Annotated in this window: 13 protein-coding genes; 6 read left to right on the forward strand and 7 right to left on the reverse strand. The window is 74.0% G+C overall.

The window, feature by feature from the left end:
• Positions 1–4: 4 nt before the first annotated feature.
• A complete protein-coding gene (locus ABZX61_RS17460) occupies positions 5–2,830 on the reverse strand; it encodes an FAD-linked oxidase C-terminal domain-containing protein (protein ID WP_355195563.1) in 2,826 nt (941 codons plus the stop codon).
• A 67-nt stretch (positions 2,831–2,897) separates the two neighbouring features.
• Between ABZX61_RS17460 and ABZX61_RS17465 the strand changes: the two genes are divergently transcribed.
• Positions 2,898–4,304, forward strand: a complete 1,407-nt coding sequence (locus ABZX61_RS17465) for a VOC family protein (RefSeq protein ID WP_355195565.1) — start codon at positions 2,898–2,900, stop codon at positions 4,302–4,304.
• A gap of 37 nt (positions 4,305–4,341) precedes the next feature.
• Here the strand turns inward: ABZX61_RS17465 and ABZX61_RS17470 are convergent, their stop codons facing one another.
• From ABZX61_RS17470 to ABZX61_RS17480, 3 genes are all read right to left on the reverse strand, one after another.
• Positions 4,342–5,097 carry a GntR family transcriptional regulator gene (locus tag ABZX61_RS17470; RefSeq protein WP_355195567.1) on the reverse strand — a complete coding sequence of 252 codons (756 nt, stop codon included), beginning with the start codon at positions 5,095–5,097 and terminating at the stop codon, positions 4,342–4,344.
• A 67-nt stretch (positions 5,098–5,164) separates the two neighbouring features.
• Positions 5,165–6,025, reverse strand: a complete 861-nt coding sequence (locus tag ABZX61_RS17475) for a citryl-CoA lyase (RefSeq protein WP_355195569.1) — start codon at positions 6,023–6,025, stop codon at positions 5,165–5,167.
• Positions 6,022–7,239: a CoA transferase gene (locus ABZX61_RS17480; RefSeq protein ID WP_355195571.1), complete on the reverse strand. Its 1,218-nt coding sequence runs from the start codon at positions 7,237–7,239 to the stop codon at positions 6,022–6,024. Before ABZX61_RS17480 ends, ABZX61_RS17475 begins: the two co-directional genes overlap by 4 nt.
• Positions 7,240–7,488: 249 nt before the next feature.
• Here ABZX61_RS17480 and ABZX61_RS17485 point away from each other — a divergent pair, with 249 nt between their 5' ends.
• Both ABZX61_RS17485 and ABZX61_RS17490 read left to right on the forward strand, forming a co-directional pair.
• Entirely contained in the window at positions 7,489–8,247 is a 759-nt protein-coding gene (locus ABZX61_RS17485) for a zinc-binding dehydrogenase (RefSeq protein ID WP_355195573.1), read from the forward strand.
• Between the two features lie 148 nt (positions 8,248–8,395).
• The gene (locus tag ABZX61_RS17490) at positions 8,396–9,646 is read left to right on the forward strand and encodes a cytochrome P450 (protein ID WP_350727640.1); all 1,251 of its coding nucleotides are present in this window, start codon (positions 8,396–8,398) and stop codon (positions 9,644–9,646) included.
• Here ABZX61_RS17490 and ABZX61_RS17495 read toward each other — a convergent pair whose 3' ends face one another.
• Positions 9,647–10,129, reverse strand: coding sequence for a hemerythrin domain-containing protein (locus ABZX61_RS17495; protein WP_355195575.1), 483 nt, complete (start codon positions 10,127–10,129; stop codon positions 9,647–9,649).
• Between the two features lie 116 nt (positions 10,130–10,245).
• Between ABZX61_RS17495 and ABZX61_RS17500 the strand changes: the two genes are divergently transcribed.
• Positions 10,246–11,955: an ABC transporter ATP-binding protein gene (locus ABZX61_RS17500; RefSeq protein WP_355195577.1), complete on the forward strand. Its 1,710-nt coding sequence runs from the start codon at positions 10,246–10,248 to the stop codon at positions 11,953–11,955.
• Between the two features lie 28 nt (positions 11,956–11,983).
• Positions 11,984–13,762, forward strand: coding sequence for an ABC transporter ATP-binding protein (locus ABZX61_RS17505; RefSeq protein WP_355195579.1), 1,779 nt, complete (start codon positions 11,984–11,986; stop codon positions 13,760–13,762).
• Between the two features lie 4 nt (positions 13,763–13,766).
• On the opposite strand, the gene ABZX61_RS17510 is transcribed toward ABZX61_RS17505, so the two are convergent.
• On the reverse strand, positions 13,767–14,255 hold the full coding sequence (locus ABZX61_RS17510) for a DUF4396 domain-containing protein (protein ID WP_350727644.1): 489 nt from the start codon (positions 14,253–14,255) through the stop codon (positions 13,767–13,769).
• Between the two features lie 195 nt (positions 14,256–14,450).
• Here ABZX61_RS17510 and ABZX61_RS17515 point away from each other — a divergent pair, with 195 nt between their 5' ends.
• Positions 14,451–15,092, forward strand: a complete 642-nt coding sequence (locus tag ABZX61_RS17515; RefSeq protein ID WP_350727645.1) for a nucleoside/nucleotide kinase family protein — start codon at positions 14,451–14,453, stop codon at positions 15,090–15,092.
• A gap of 94 nt (positions 15,093–15,186) precedes the next feature.
• Here ABZX61_RS17515 and ABZX61_RS17520 read toward each other — a convergent pair whose 3' ends face one another.
• Positions 15,187–15,609, reverse strand: a complete 423-nt coding sequence (locus tag ABZX61_RS17520; protein WP_355195581.1) for a thioesterase family protein — start codon at positions 15,607–15,609, stop codon at positions 15,187–15,189.
• Positions 15,610–15,617 lie beyond the last annotated feature (8 nt).

Below are 15,617 nucleotides of genomic sequence, written 5' to 3' on the forward strand. Positions count from 1 at the left end.
GACCTTACGGCAGCCGGTCGGCGAGGAGCTGGGCCAGGTGGGTGCCCCGCCGGGCCGACAGATCGGCGATCTGGGTACGGCAGGAGAACCCGTCGGCGAGCACGGCCGTCCCCGGCTCCGACTGCCGGATCGCCGGGAGCAGCTGGTGCTCGGCCACCGCCACGGACACGTCGTAATGCCCCTTCTCGACGCCGAAGTTGCCCGCCAGCCCGCAGCACCCGCCCAGCCGGGTCACCCGCGCGCCCGCCTCCCGCAGCAGCCGCAGGTCCTGCTCCCAGCCCATGACCGCGTGGTGGTGGCAGTGCGGCTGGGCCACCACCGTCACCCCGTCGAGCGCGGGCGGCCGCCAGCCGGGCGTGCCGGACAGCAGCTCGGCCAGCGTGCGGGTCATCCGCGCCACCGGCCCGGCCACCGCCTCGTCCAGCAGCTCCAGCGCGTCCGAGCGCAGCACGGCCGTGCACGACGGCTCCATCCCCACGATCGGCACGCCCTGCCCGGCGGCCTCGGCCAGCTCGGCGACCGTGCGGCCCAGGATGGCCCGGGCCGCGTCCAGCTGCCCGGTGGAGATCCACGTGAGCGCGCAGCACTGGCGGCGCTCGCTGATCCGCGGGCGGTAGCCGGCGGCCTCCAGCACCTTCACGGTCGCGCGGCCGATCTCCGGCGCGAAATGGTCGGTGAAGGTGTCGACGAACAGCATCACCGGCCTGCCCTCCGCCGGCCGTCGCCGCTCGAACCAGGCCCGGAACGTCTCCCGCGCGAACTCCGGGAGCCCGCGCCGCCGGTCCACCCCGGCCAGCGCCGGCAGCCCCGGCACCCGCATGAGCGCGTTCACCGCCCGCGGCATCCGGCTCGCCAGCCGCGCCCAGCGCGGCAGCCGCCCCAGGGAGTAGTGCGTGAGCGGCCGGACGCGCCCCTTGTAGGTCTGGTGGAGCACCTCGGACTTGTACGCGGCCATGTCGATCCCCGTCGGGCAGTCCGAGGCGCAGCCCTTGCAGGACAGGCAGAGGTCGAGGGCCTCGTGGACCTCGGGAGAGCGCCAGCCGCCGGTGACGCCGGAGCCGTTGATCATCTCCTGGAGCACGCGGGCGCGGCCCCGGGTGGAGTCCTTCTCCTCCCTGGTGGCCAGGTAGGAGGGGCACATCACGCCGCCGGCCGCGGTGTTGTCGGCCCGGCACTTGCCCACGCCCGTGCAGCGGTGCACGGCCTGGCCGAAGTCGCCGCCGTCGTGGCGGTAGGCCAGGGCCAGGCCCTCGCGCACCGGGCGGGCGGCCGGGACGCGCAGGTCGGCATCAAGGGGGCGGGGCCGTACGAGCACGCCGGGGTTGAGCACGTCGCCCGGGTCGAAGATCGCCTTGACCCCGGCGAACAGGTCGATCGCCGCCTGCGAGTACATGAGCGGCAGCAGCTCGCTCCTGGCCCGGCCGTCGCCGTGCTCGCCGGACAGCGAGCCGCCGTAGCCGGCGACCAGCGTGGCCGCGGCCACCAGGAAGTCCCTGAACTCCGCGCGCCCGCCCGGCCGGTCCAGCGGCACGTCGAGCCGGATGTGCAGGCAGCCGTCGCCGAAGTGCCCGTACGGCAGGCCGGTCAGGCCGTGCCCGGCCAGCAGCGCCTCGAAGTCGCGCAGGTAGCGGCCCAGCATCTCGGGCGGCACGGCGGCGTCCTCCCAGCCCGCATGCGCCGGCCGCCCGGCGGGACTGCGTCCCGACAGGCCCGCGCCGTCCTCACGGATGCGCCAGAGCGCCGCGGCCTCGGCCGGATCGGTGACGACGAGGGCGTCCTCGCCGCCGGCCGCCACCCGGGCGGCCCGCTCCCGCACCTCGGCCGCGTCGTCGCCCGCGACCTCGACGAACAGCCAGGCGGCGCCGCGCGGCAGCGGCGGCACCGCGCCGGGGCCCCGTCGCAGGCGCACCACGTCGACGATGCGCGCGTCGATGCCCTCGCAGGCCGTCGGCCGGTGCTCCAGCACTCCCGGCGCGGCGTCCCCGGCGGCGGCGATGTCGGCGTAGCCGAGCACGACCAGGGCGCGGTACGCCGGATCGGTCACCAGCCGCACCGTCGCCTCCGTGAGCACCGCCAGCGTGCCCTCGCTGCCGACCAGCAGGCGGGCCACGTCGAACCCGCGCTCCGGCAGCAGGTGCTCCAGCGCGTATCCCGACATCTGCCGCCCGAACCGGCCGAACTCGGTCCTGATCGTGGCGAGGTTGGCCATCGCGAGGTCCCGCAGCGCGGCCGGGATGCCCTGGCCGCGCAGGCCCGGGGCGGCGGAGGCGCCCGGCAGGTCCAACGCGGCCTGGGCGGGCAGGTCGAGCGCGGTCCCGTCGCCGGCCACGGCCTTGAGCCCGGCGATGTTGTCGGACGTGCGGCCGTAGCCGAGCGTCCTGGAGCCGCAGGCGTTGTTGCCGATCATGCCGCCGATGGTGCAGCGGGTGTGGGTGGACGGGTCGGGGCCGAACCTGAGCCCGTACGGGGCCGCCGCCCGCTGCAGGGCCGCCTGGACCACGCCCGGCTGCACCACCGCCGTGCGGGCCTCGGCGTCGACCCGCAGCACCTGGTCCATGTGGCGGCTGAAGTCCAGCACCAGGCCGGGGCCGATCGCGTTCCCGGCGACCGACGTGCCGCCGCCGCGCGCGGTGAGGGGGATCTCGTGGTGCGCGCACAGCTCGATCGCCGTCGCCACGTCCTCGGCGGACCTGGGCCGGGCCACCAGCAGCGGCGGCACCCGGTAGAGGGAGGCGTCGGAGGAGTGGAGCGCCCGCGACGTGGAGTCGTCCAGCACGTCGGTGACCCCGCGACGGCGGAGGTCGGTCACGAGAGCGGCTGCGCGGTCCATGAGTAGCATGCTACATGCGACCCATGTAGCATGCTACTCGCTTCCGGCGGCGAGGAGAGAAGGCACGATGGTCGACGCGACCGCACTCCGGGCGGCTTTCGCCCGGCGCCTGTCAGCGATGTACGGCACCGAGGTCCCCGCGTACAACACGCTCGTCGACGTCGCCCAGGAGGTGAACCGCGAGGTGCTGGCCCGGATGGGCGCCGGCGCCGAACGCCTCGGGTCCATCGGCCGCGTCACCGCCGAGCGGCACGGCGCGATCCGCGTCGGCACCCCTGCCGAGCTGGCGCAGGTCGCGCGGATCTTCGGCGCGATGGGCATGTACCCCGTCGGCTACTACGACCTGCGCGAGGCGGCCGGCAGCTCCGTGCCCGTCGTCTCCACGGCCTTCCGCCCCGTGGACGAGGCCGAGCTGGCCGCCAACCCCTTCCGCGTGTTCACCTCCATGCTGGTGACGGGTGACCGGCGGTTCTTCGGCGCGGACCTGGAGCGCCGGCTCGGCGAGTTCCTGGGGGCGCGCCGGCTGTTCCCGCCGCGCCTGCTCGACCTGGCCGACCGCGCCGAGGCCGAGGGCGGCCTGGACGACGAGGCGGCCGAGGAGTTCCTGATGCTCGCCACGCGGGCGTTCGAGCTGTCCGCGGAGCCGGTCTCCCGCAGCTGGTACGCCGAGCTCGAACGCGTGTCAGCCGTGGCCGCCGACATCGGCGGCGTGGCCTCCACTCACGTCAACCACCTGACCCCGCGCGTGCTCGACATCGACGCGCTCTACGCCCGCATGAGCGAGCGCGGCATCACCATGATCGACGCCATCCAGGGGCCGCCCCGCTGGGACGGCCCCGACCTCCTGCTGCGCCAGACCTCCTTCCGTGCGCTGGCCGAGCCGCGGCTGTTCAGGGAGGACGACGGCCGGGTCGTCCAGGACGACCTGCGGGTGCGGTTCGGGGAGGTGGAGGCGCGCGGCATCGCCGTGACGCCCGCCGGACGCGCGCTCTATGACGAGCTGTCGGCCGAGCTGGACGCGCTGCTCGCCGGGCAGCGGGTCACCGCGGAGGAGCGCAACACCGCCGGGGCCAAGCTGTGGGCGGACCGGGTGCCGCGCGGTGAGGCCGAGCTGGCCGCGGGCGACCTCGCGTACTTCACCTTCCACGTCCTCGACGCCCGCCCCGGCCGCGCCGCGCCCGCCGACCTCGCGGCGCTCCTGGCCGACGGGTGGATCGGCGCCCGGCCCATCGTGTACGAGGACTTCCTGCCGCGCTCGGCCGCCGGCATCTTCCAGTCCAACCTGACCTCCGACGGCGCCAAGGACGTGACGGCGGCGGGCGCGGACTTCGGCCCGGAGGCGCTGGCCGCGGTGCTCGGGCGCCCGCTGCACGACCCCTACGAGCTGTACGCGTCGACCCGGGCGGCCTCGCTGGCCCGCGTCCGCGACGAGCTCGGCCTGGCCCGGGAGATCACCCTGCCCCCGGCCCGTTAACCCGGCTGCGGCTCTTCGGCTCCTCAGCGATGGCCGGTTAGCCTGGCTGCGGCTCCTCGACGATGGATGCCCACAACGCGTCCACGTCGACCGGCTCGCCCTGGGCCCTGGCCGCCTGCCGGGCCAGGATGAGGCCGGTGTTGGTCAGGTGGGCGCGCATCGCGCGCACCGCTCCCTCGGCGTCCGCCGCCGCGACGGCCGCCACGATCGGCTCGTGCTCCTCGTGCACCTGCCGCAGCGTGCGGGAGCGGTCGTCCGTGGACGTGCCGAGGATGCGCATGGTGTCGCGCAGCCCGCCCACGATCGCGCGGGCCCTGCCGTTGCCCGCCGCGACCAGGAGGCGGTCGTGCAGCGCCTGGTCGAGCTGGAAGAACAGCGCCTCGTCGGCCGCCTCGACCGCCGCCGCCATCTCCTCCATGGTCGCCCGCAGCGCCGCGCCGAGCCCGGCGGCGTCGCCCCTGGCTGCCCGCCGCGTGGCGGGCAGCTCCAGAGCCAGCCGCACCCCGAAGATCTCGACGATCTCCCGGGGATGCGGCAGCACGACGCGGAACCCGCGGTTGCGCTCGACCTGCACCAGCCCCGCCTCGGCCAGGCGCAGCATCGCCTCGCGGACCGGACTCCTGGAGACGTTGAGCTGCTCGGCCACCTGGTAGACGGAGTAGAGCCGGCCAGGGACCATCGCGCCCGTGTGCACCGCCCGGCGCACCTCGGAGATCACCTGCTCGGCCAGCGACCGGCCCGCGTGCGGCAACGGCTGCAGCTTCAGCTCGGCGTGTTCGCGGGTCGGCGGCATGTCGGCATGTTACCCGTACGGGACCAGCGGCGATCATGCGCCGCCCGGCGGGCGTTTCAGCGCCGCGTCAGCGCCGGTCGGCGGGCAGATCGCGTGGCTCCGGCCCCCGGTAGGCGGGCAGCAGCGGGGGCGGTATGGGGCCTTTGATGCGGCGGCCCTCGCCGTGCTCCTCCCACGCGTGCGCCAGGACGCCGACCGCGCGTGACAGGACGAACAGGCCCCTGCCCAGCTCGGGCGCGAAGCCGAGCTCGCTGTAGACGATGGCGGTGGCGCCGTCGACGTTCATCGGCACCGGCGCCAGCTGCCGCTCGATCTCCAGCCCGATCCGCAGGTACGCGCCCTCGACCACGCCGTCGCGGACCGCCTCCTCGACCGCCCGCACGAGGGGGTCGCGGCGCGGATCGCGCGGGTGGAAGCGGTGTCCGAACCCGGGAAAGTACCGCTTGGCACCCCGATACCCGTCCAGCACTCCCGAGACCGCGCCCGAGACCGCCCCCGCCAGACCGGCCTCCGTCGGATCGGTCCCCGCAGGATCGGCCCCCGCCGGGTCTGCGGTGGTTCGCCCCCGGATGTCGGCCAGCACGGCCATGCACTCCTGACCAGCGCCCCCGTGCACGTCGCCGAGCAGCCCGACGCCCGTGGCCACGGCGGTGTTGAGGCCGACGCCGCAGGTGGCGGCCATGCGGGCGGCGGCGATCGAGGGCGCCTGCGGCCCGTGGTCGACCCCGGACACCAGCGCGGCCTCGAACAGCGCGGACTGCCCGGGAGAGGGCACCTCGCCGCGCAGCATGAGCCAGATCGTGTCGGCGAACGACAGCCGGCCGATGAGCTGCTCGACGGGATAGCCGTGCAGCCGGATGACACCGGGGGAGATGTCGGATATGGCGGTGGCCCACCATCCGGTCACCTGCTCTGTCGTCGTGCTCATACAGCTCCTTCCTCGTGCAGGTGGGCGATGTCGGTGTCGGAGTAGCCGAGGGTGCGCAGCACCGCGTCGGTGTGCTCGCCGAGCCTCGGGGGCGGGCCGGCGGGGGCCAGGGGGCGGCCGTCCACGTGGGCGGCACCGCCCAGCAGCACGAGCTCGCCGCCGCCGGAGGCGGGGGAGGGCAGCCGGTGCAGCAGGCCGCGGTGCTCGACCTGCGGCGAGCGCAGCGCCTGCGGGACGGTGACCACCGGCGCGGCGGGCACGCCGGTCGGCAGCAGGATCTCGTCCCACTCGGCCGCCGACCTGGTCTTGAGCGTCTTCTCCAGCTCCTCGCGCAGGGCGTCGCGGTGGGTCTTGCGGTCGTCCCTGGTGCGGAAGCGGGGGTCGCTCATGAGCTCCGGCCGGCCCAGCACCCGGCAGAGGGTCTCGAACTGCTCCTGCTTGTTGGCGGCGATGTTGAGCTGGCCGTCGGCGGTCTCGAAGGTGCCCGACGGCGCCGACGTACGGTTCTCGTTGGCCATGGCCACCGGCTCCCGCCCGGCGACGAGGTAGTCGGAGACCACCCAGCCCATCCCCGTGAGCGCGGCGTCCAGCATGGACACGTCCAGGTGGGCGCCCTGGCCGGTGCGGAGCTTGCGGTGCAGGGCGGCGGCCACGGCGAAGGCGGCGGTGATGCCCCCGGCGCTGTCGCACACCGGGTAGCCCACCCGCACGGGCGCGGTGTCCGGGGTTCCGGTGACGCTCATGATGCCCGCCAGGCCCTGGATCACCTGGTCGTAGGCGGGGCGCTCGCGCATGGGCCCGGTGGCGCCGAAGCCGGACAGCGCGCAGTAGACCAGGCCGGGGTTGATCTCGCGCAGCCGTTCCCAGCCGAAGCCGAGCTTGTCCAGCACGCCGGGGCGGAAGTTCTCCAGCAACACGTCGGCCTCGCCCAGCAGCCTGGTGAAGACCTCGCGGCCGGAGGCGTGCTTGAGGTTGACGGTGACCGAGCGCTTGCCCGCGTTCTGCGCCAGGAAGGAGACGCCGAGGTTCTCGCCGCTGAGACGGGGGTCGGCGCCGAGCTGGCGGGCCAGGTCTCCGGTGCCGGGGATCTCCAGCTTGATCACGTCGGCGCCCATGAGGGCGAGCTGGTAGCCGGCGTACGGGCCGGACAGGACGTTCGTCATGTCGAGCACGCGTACGCCGTCGAGCAGCCGCGGTGATGAGTTGTCGGTCATCGAACCCCTGTCCGTACCGCTATGTGGTCCAAAAATACCGTACAGCGGTTCAGGCTGACGTGTCGATGACCGCACCGCATGCTTGACACGCCCAGGGAACGGCCATAGCGTCGCCATTGAATTGGACGGCTCCGTCCAAAAAAGCGATCGCCTCCCGGGGAGAGTGATGCGGGCTCGAGCGGCGGTCCTGCGCGACCCGGGCAGGCCGTTCACCGTCGAGGACGTCTCGCTCCGTACTGCGACGAGTTCATGGCGCGCAACCTCAGCGGGGTGCGCGTGGACGGGTCGGCCGGGGCCAACGGGACCGGCGGTGAGCCGGTCGCGGCCCGCCGGTTCGGCCAGTCCTCCTTCGCCACCCATGCCGTCGCCACCGAGCGCAACCTGGTCACCGTCGACAAGTCGCTGCCGCTGGAACTGCTCGGCCCGCTGGGCTGCGGCCTGCAGACCGGCGCGGGCTCGGTGTTCATCGCCCTCAAGGTCCGCCCGGCCGACGCCATCGCGGTGTTCGGCGCCGGGGCGGTCGGCCTCGCGGCGGTCATGGCCGCCAAGGTCGCGGGCGCCGGCGAGATCATCGCCGTGGACCTGCACGCTTCCAGGCGCGAGCTGGCCCTGGAACTCGGCGCCACCCGGGCGCTCGACGGCGCCGACCCCGGCCTGGCCGACGCCGTCGGCGAGGTGGACCACTCTTTCGACACCACCGGCGTGCCGGAGGTGATCCGCACCGCGATCGCAGTGCTGCGCCCCGGCGGGTCGTGCGGCCTGGTAGGCGCGGGCGGCGGCGAGGTCACGCTGCGGCCGACCGCGCTCGCCGGGCGCACCGTCCGCTTCATCCTGGAGGGCGACGCCGTGCCCCAGCAGTTCATCCCCATGCTGATCGGGCTGTGGCGGCAGGGCCGCTTCCCCTTCGACCGGCTGATCCGCACGTACCCGCTGGGCGGCATCAACGACGCCGAACGCGACTCCGCGAGCGGCGCCACGGTCAAGCCCGTCCTGCTGCCGGCCTCATGACGGGCTTCGCCATGACCGTCGGCGGCACCGGCGAAGCAGGAAGCCGGGGAAGTGCCGCCGCATGAACGGCCTGGCACAGGCCAGAATGTCCGGCTTCAGGCCGGGGAGCGCGTCGAACCGAGCTTCAAGTCCTGATAGGGAATCAATCATGAACATGACCATCGAGCAGGCGGGGCTCATGCTGGCCGACCCCCTCGCCTACGCCGACGAGCCGCGGCTGCACCAGGCGCTCACCCTGCTGCGCCGGGAGGCCCCGGTCCATCTCGTGGAGGCGCCCGAGTACACGCCCTTCTACGCCGTCACCCGGCACGCCGACATCATGCGGGTCGAACGCGACAACGCCCTCTGGCTCAGCGCGCCGCGCCCGGTCCTGGGCAAGAAGACGTTCGAGGAGCACGCCAGGCAGCAGGCGGCGCAGGGCATCCAGTTGAAGACGCTGGTCCACATGGACGACCCCGACCACCGGGTGGTCCGGGCGATCGGCGCCGACTGGTTCCGCCCCAAGGCCATGCGCGCCATGGAGAGCCGGATCCAGGAGCTCGCCCGCCGCTACGTGGACCGGTTGGCCGACTACGGCGGCGAATGCGACTTCGCCACCCAGGTCGCGGTGCACTACCCGCTGTACGTGATCCTCTCCCTGCTCGGGCTGCCCGAATCCGACTTCCCCCGCATGCTCAAGCTCACCCAGGAGCTGTTCGGCGGCGCGGACGCGGAGACCAGGCGCGGAGACACCGCCGAGGACCAGTTCGCGGTGCTGCTCGACTTCTTCGCCTACTTCCAGCAGCTCACCGCCGCCCGCCGCGCCCACCCCACCGAGGACCTGGCCTCCGCCATCGCCAACGCCCAGGTGGACGGCAAGCCGCTCAACGACATGGAGACGGCCTCCTACTACGTCATCATCGCCTCCGCCGGCCACGACACCACCAGCTCCACCGTCGCCGGCGGCCTGCACGCCCTCATCGAACACCCCGACCAGTTGGCCCGGCTGCGCGAGGACCCCGGCCTGCTGCCGCTCGCGGTCGACGAGATGATCCGCTGGGTCACCCCGGTCAAGGAGTTCATGCGCACGGCCTCGGCCGACACCAGCCTCAACGGCGTGGACATCAAGGCGGGCGAGTCGGTGCTGCTGTCCTACCCGTCGGCCAACCGCGACGAGGAGGTGTTCACCGACCCGTTCGCCTTCGACGCCGGCCGCGACCCCAACCGCCACCTGGCCTTCGGGTTCGGCGTGCACTACTGCCTCGGCGCGGCGCTGGCCCGGATGGAGCTGAAGGCCCTGTTCGCCGAGCTGCTGCCGCGCCTGGAGAGCGTCGAGCTCACCGGCCGGCCGGAATGGAGCGCCACGACCTTCGTCGGGGGCATCAAGCACCTGCCCATCCGGTACAAGCTCCGCCGCTGATCAGGACATGAGGAAGTCGGGCCTGGCCCGGCGCCACTCCGGGGCGTCCAGCGCGTTGAGCGCCGCGACGATCCGTTTCTCCTCGTAGACGAAGTGCGTCTCCATCAGCGCGGCGAGAGTGTCCAGCTCGCCGCGCACCAGGACCGGGTCGTGGTCCCGGCCGAGGCCGTCGATGAGCGCCTGCAAGCGCCGCAGGGAGTCGTCCACCAGCCGGTGGTCGCGGCGCAGCTCCTCCAGTACCGGGCGCAGCTCGGGGAAGCTCCGGGCGAGCGCGGGGAAGGCGCCGCCGTCCTCGCCGGTGTGGTGCCGCTCCAGCGCGGAGCAGAAGGTCAGGCAGTGGGTACGCAGGTCGCGGGGGAGCGCGCCGCCCGCGAGATAGGCCTCGACGTCCTCGCGCAGCGCGTCGAGCTGCTCGCGGAGCCAGAGGTGCACGTCGATCAACTGGTTGCCGAACGCCGCCAGGCGCCCGTCGGGTGTTTCCATGGGGGTCCCATGTTCCGGCGCCTCCATGCCCTCGGCGATCTGTTTGCCGGGTGCACCGCGACGCTGGGACGTACCCCATCATCGTTCCGGGCCATCGGTCAAATAGGGTGAAGATCGTGGACCCCGGGACCCCTGACCGCCGAAGCGCCGGACGGTACCTGTGGTGGCTGGTCAGGAGCCAGCCCGGCCGCATCGCCGTCGGCGCGTTGCTGGGCTCCGCCTGGATGGTCTGCCTGACGCTGCCGCCGTACTTCCTGTCCCGCGCCATCGACGACGGCCTGGCTCCGGGAGACAGGCCCGCGCTGGCCGGCTGGACCGCCGCCGTGCTCGGCGTCGGCGTCCTGAACGCCTGGCTGGCCATCATGCGCCATCGCACGATGACCAGGGTTCGGATGGACGCCGCGTTCCGCACCGTACAGGTGGTGGTGCTGCACGCGACGCGGCTGGGCGCGGCGCTCCCGCGCAAGGTCACGGCCGGGGAGGTGGTGACGATCGGGTTCGGTGACGCCGCCGTGATCGCCCACGCGCTGACCATCACCGGCCCCGGCGTCGGCGCGGTGCTCGCTTATGTCGTCGTGGCCGGGCTGCTGCTGGCCGTCTCGCCGCTGCTCGCCGCGGTGGTGCTGCTGGGCGTGCCGTTGCTGGTCATGCTGGTCGGGCCGCTGCTGGGACGGCTGCGCGGCGCCGAGACGGCGTACCGGCTGCGGCAGGGCGAGCTCGCCGCCCGGTTCGGGGACATCGCCGGAGGGCTGCGGGTCCTGAACGGCATCGGCGGCAAGGACGTGTACGCCGAGCGCTACCGGCGCGGCTCCCAGGAGCTCCGGGAGAAGGGCTACCAGGTGGGCGCGGTCACCAGCTGGATCCACGCCCTCGGGGTCGGCCTGCCCACGGTGTTCCTCGGCGCCGTGACGTGGCTGGCGGCCCGGATGGCCGCGCAGGGCGACATCACCACCGGCGAACTGGTCGCGGTGTACGGGTACGCCGGCGTGCTGGTGGTGCCGGTCACGAACCTCATCGAGACCGGGTACGGCTTCAGCCGCGGCCTCGTGGCCGCCCGCCGGGTCATCCACTTCCTCACCCTCGAACCGGACGTCACCGGCGGCGACGCGGATCCGCCCGCGTCGCCCGCGCCGCTGCGCGACCCGGCCTCGGGCGTCGAGATCGCGCCGGGGAGGCTGACCGCGCTGGTCAGCGCCCGGCCGGGGGACTCGGCCGCGCTGCTCGACCGGTTGGGCGGGTTCGCCGCGTCGGCCGCGACCTGGGGCGGGATCCGGCTCGACACCATTGACCCGGTACGGGTCCGCGAGCGGATCCTGCTGGCCGACAACGAGGCGGACCTGTTCGCCGGCATGCTGCGGGACGTCGTCGCCGGCCGGCACGATCCCGGCGACGAGGCCGTGGGCCGGGCGGTCCACGCGGCCATGGCCGAGGACGTCGTCCGGGGGCTGCCGCACGGGCTGGACTCCGCCGTCGACCCCCAGGCCCGCAACCTGTCCGGCGGGCAGCGCCAGCGCGTCCGCCTGGCCCGGGCCCTGCTGGCCGACCCGGAGGTCCTGCTGGCGGCCGAGCCCACCTCCGCCGTGGACGCCCACACCGAGGCGACCATCGCCGCCCGGCTGCGCGAGGCGCGAAGGGGCCGTACCACGGTGGTCACCACGACCTCGCCGCTGCTGCTGGACCGGGCGGACACGGTGTACTACCTCGTGGACGGCTCGGTCGCGGCGGCCGGCGAGCATCGCGACCTGCTGCACGAGCACCCGGGCTACCGCCTGCTGGTGTCACGCGACGACGAGCCCAGCACACCACCCGAGCGGGCCGCCCGATGACCGGATCCCCGCCCGAGGAGGCCGCGCGATGACCGAGCCGCAGCCCGTCGCCCAGCCGGCCCGTGCGATGACCGGGGCCCTGCCGGTCGCCGAGCCGCCCCGGGTGCGGCGGGCGGCGTTGCGCCTGATCCGCCTGGACGGCCGCGCCTTCGCCGCGATGATCGCCCTCAACGCCCTGGCCGCCGTCGCGGGGCTGGCCGGGCCGTGGCTGCTCGGCCGGATCGTCGACGCGGTCAAGTACGGCGCCGGGGCCGCCGCCGTGGACCGGCTGGCCCTGGCCATCCTGGCCGCCGCCCTGGTCCAGCTCGTCCTGTCCCGCTACGCGGGCCACGTCGGCCACCGCTTCGGCGAGCGCACCCTGGCGCGCATCCGCGAGCGGTTCACCGAACGCGCCCTCGACCTGCCCGTCTCGGTGGTCGAGCGGGCCGGCACGGGCGACCTGACCACCCGGGGGACGACCGACGTGGCCGCGCTCGGCGCCACGCTGCGCGACGCCGGGCCGGACGTCCTCATCGCCGCGGTCCAGGCGGCGTTCATCCTGGCCGCGGTCTTCGTGCTCGATCCGCTGCTGGGCGCCTGCGGGGTGCTCGGCCTGCTGGGCATCTGGTTCGCCGCCCGCTGGTATCTGCGCCGCGCGATCCCGGCGTACCTGGCCGAGGGTGAGGCCAACTCCGCGCTGGCCGAGCAGCTCGCCGCCACCACCGCCGGCGCCCGCACCGTCGCGGCGCTGCGCCTCGAACACCGCCGCATCACGGCCTGCCAGGCGGCGATCGGCGAGTGCCGCCGGACCCGCGTCCGGACCCTGTTCCTGCGCAGCGTCCTCTTCCCCGTCGTGGACGTCTCGTACGCGATCCCGGTGGCCGGCGTGCTGCTGGTCGGCGGCCTCATGGCGAACGGCTCCATGACCCTCGGAACGGTCGTCGCCGCCGCCCTCTACCTCCGCCAGCTCGGCCAGCCCCTCGACACGATCCTCCTGCACCTGGAGGGCATGCAGAGCAGCGGCGCCTCGTTCGCCAGGGTCGAGGGCCTCGCCCTGGTCCCGCGGCCGGCGCCGGCCACCGGGCCGGAGCTCGTACCGGACGGCGACCGGCTCGTGGCCGCCGGCGTGCACTACGCCTACGACGGCGGCCCCGACGTCCTGCGCGGGGTGGACCTGACCGTCCGCCCCGGCGAGCGTCTGGCGATCGTCGGGCCCTCGGGCGCGGGCAAGACCACGCTGGGCAGGCTGCTGGCGGGCGTGGACGCCCCGCGCACCGGCACGGTCACCGTCGGCGGCGTTCCCGTCGCCGCCCTCGACCCCGGCCGCCTGCGCGAACGCGTCGTCCTGGTCACCCAGGAACACCACGTGTTCCTCGGCACGGTACGCGACAACCTGCGCATCGCCGCCCCTTCCGCCACCGACGCCGAGCTGCGCGCGGCCCTCGCCACCGTCGGCGCCGACTGGATCGACGACCTCCCGGACGGCCTCGGCGCCGATCTCGGCCCCGGGGGCCACCGGCCCGACGGCGCGCAGGCCCAGCAGCTGGCCCTGGCCCGCGTCGTACTGGCCGACCCCCACACGCTGATCCTCGACGAGGCCACCGCGCTGCTGGACCCGAGGACCGCCCGCCACACCGAGCGCGCCCTGGCCGCCGTGCTGGACGGCCGTACCGTCATCGCCATCGCCCACCGCCTCCAGACGGCCCACGACGCCGACCGGGTGGCGGTCATGCAGGAGGGCCGCCTCACCGAGCTCGGCACGCACCACGACCTCGTCGCGGCCGGGGGCACGTACGCCGAGCTCTGGCGCTCGTGGCACGGGGAGTGAACGCTCAGTGGCCCTGGTGGTACTGGTGCGTCACCGCATGGCCCTTGCCCCGTGAGATGAGCCACTTGTTCACCGGCGTGGTCAGCACGAACGCCACCAGCAGCGAACCGGCCAGCGCCACCCAGAACAGCCAGTTCGACAGGCCCGCGTCCATCGCGCCGGGCACGAGCAGCATCACCGCGTTGTCCAGGATCTCCATCATCGCGATGGAGATGGTGTCGGCGGCCAGCGCCACCCTCAGCGCGGTGCGGAAGTCGACACCGGCCCGCAGCACGCCCCGCATGGTCAGCGCGTAGCCGAACACGAAGGCCAGCGCCACGGACAACACCACGGTGGTCAGGTTGGACAGGCCGGCGGCGGTGCCGATGACCATGCCCAGCACCTCGCCGATGGCGCAACCGGTCAGGCAGTGCAGGGTCGCCTGCGCGGCCATTCCCCACGTGGCCGCGGGCGGGGCCTCATGGTGTGCGTGGTGGTGCTCGCTGTGATCCATACGATGCTCCTTAGTAGAGGGGAGACACATTGTAGGGGTATGGGGTATATCGATAATCGGGCGGCGGGGCGTGGATAAGCTGACGGCTCATTGGCGACATATCGCGCTAAATCCGTATTCGAGGAGAATCTTGAGCCCTACCCAGCCGCCCGGCGCCCACCGCCTCCCGGCGGTCCCGCTCGCCGGAGGCGTCCGGTGACCGGCGCGCAGCTGATCGAGCGCGTACGCGGGCTGGCCGCGTCCGGCGAGCGCGTCGTGGTGGGCATCGCGGGATGCCCGGGCGCGGGCAAGTCCACGCTGGCCGGCTGGCTGGCCGAGAACCTCACCTCCGCCGGGCTGCCGGCGGTGTGGGTGCCGATGGACGGCTTCCACCTGGCCGACGTCGAGCTCGAACGCCTCGGGCGGCTGCGCCGCAAGGGCGCCATGGACACCTTCGACGCCCACGGCTACCTGGCGCTGCTCCACCGCCTCCGCGCCGAGACCGGCACCGTCGTCTACGCGCCGTCCTTCGACCGCGAGATCGAGCAGCCGATCGCCGGCGCCATCCCGGTGCCGCCGGCCGCGCGGGTCGTGGTCAGCGAGGGCAACTACCTCCTCGCCGACGACGAGACGTGGCGGCGGGTGCGGGGGGCCATGACAGAGGTCTGGTACGCCGAGATCGACGACCGCGTCCGCCTGGACCGGCTCACCAGGCGGCACGTCCAGTTCGGCAAGACGCCCTCCCAGGCCGCCCGCTGGGTCGCCGAGGTCGACGAGCCCAACGCCGCCGCCATCCGCACCACCCGCGACCGCGCCGACCTCCTGCTCAACCCCGACACCCTCGCCCCGTCCCCCTGACCTTCCGGCACCGCCTGGCCCATCGGCACCCCGACCTGCCCCCCGCCCGGTGCGCGTGCCGCGGTCGGCGGCGGGTGGGTGGTGGGGTGGTTGGCTACGGGGTGGGGGTGGTCTTGGCGTGGGCGTGGGCGGTGAAGCGGGCGGCGTCGATGACGGTGCGTTCGTGGGTGCCGGTGCTGATCACGTCAGCCCCGTCCTCGGCGCTCACCTCGAACCGCAGTCGCCGCCCCTCCACCCCCGTCAGCCGCACCCGGCAGGTGACCTCCAGGCCCGGCGGCGTGGGGGCCTCGTGGCTGAGGTCGACGTGCGTCCCGACCGTCTGCTCGCGCGGCCAGTCCAGGTACGGCACGACCGCCTGAACGCACGTCCACTCGATCAGCCCCACCAGGAACCCGGTGGCGAAGACGGGCGGCATGACCGCGAACTCCGGCGACTCCGGATACAGCCCCGCCACGATCTTGCTCTCCGGGACGCGGAAACGGAAGGTGTGCTCCAGCCCGGGCTTCAGCTCACGCATGGTCCTAC

The organism is Nonomuraea sp. NPDC003709 (assembly GCF_040610775.1).
GTDB lineage: Bacteria > Actinomycetota > Actinomycetes > Streptosporangiales > Streptosporangiaceae > Nonomuraea > Nonomuraea angiospora_A.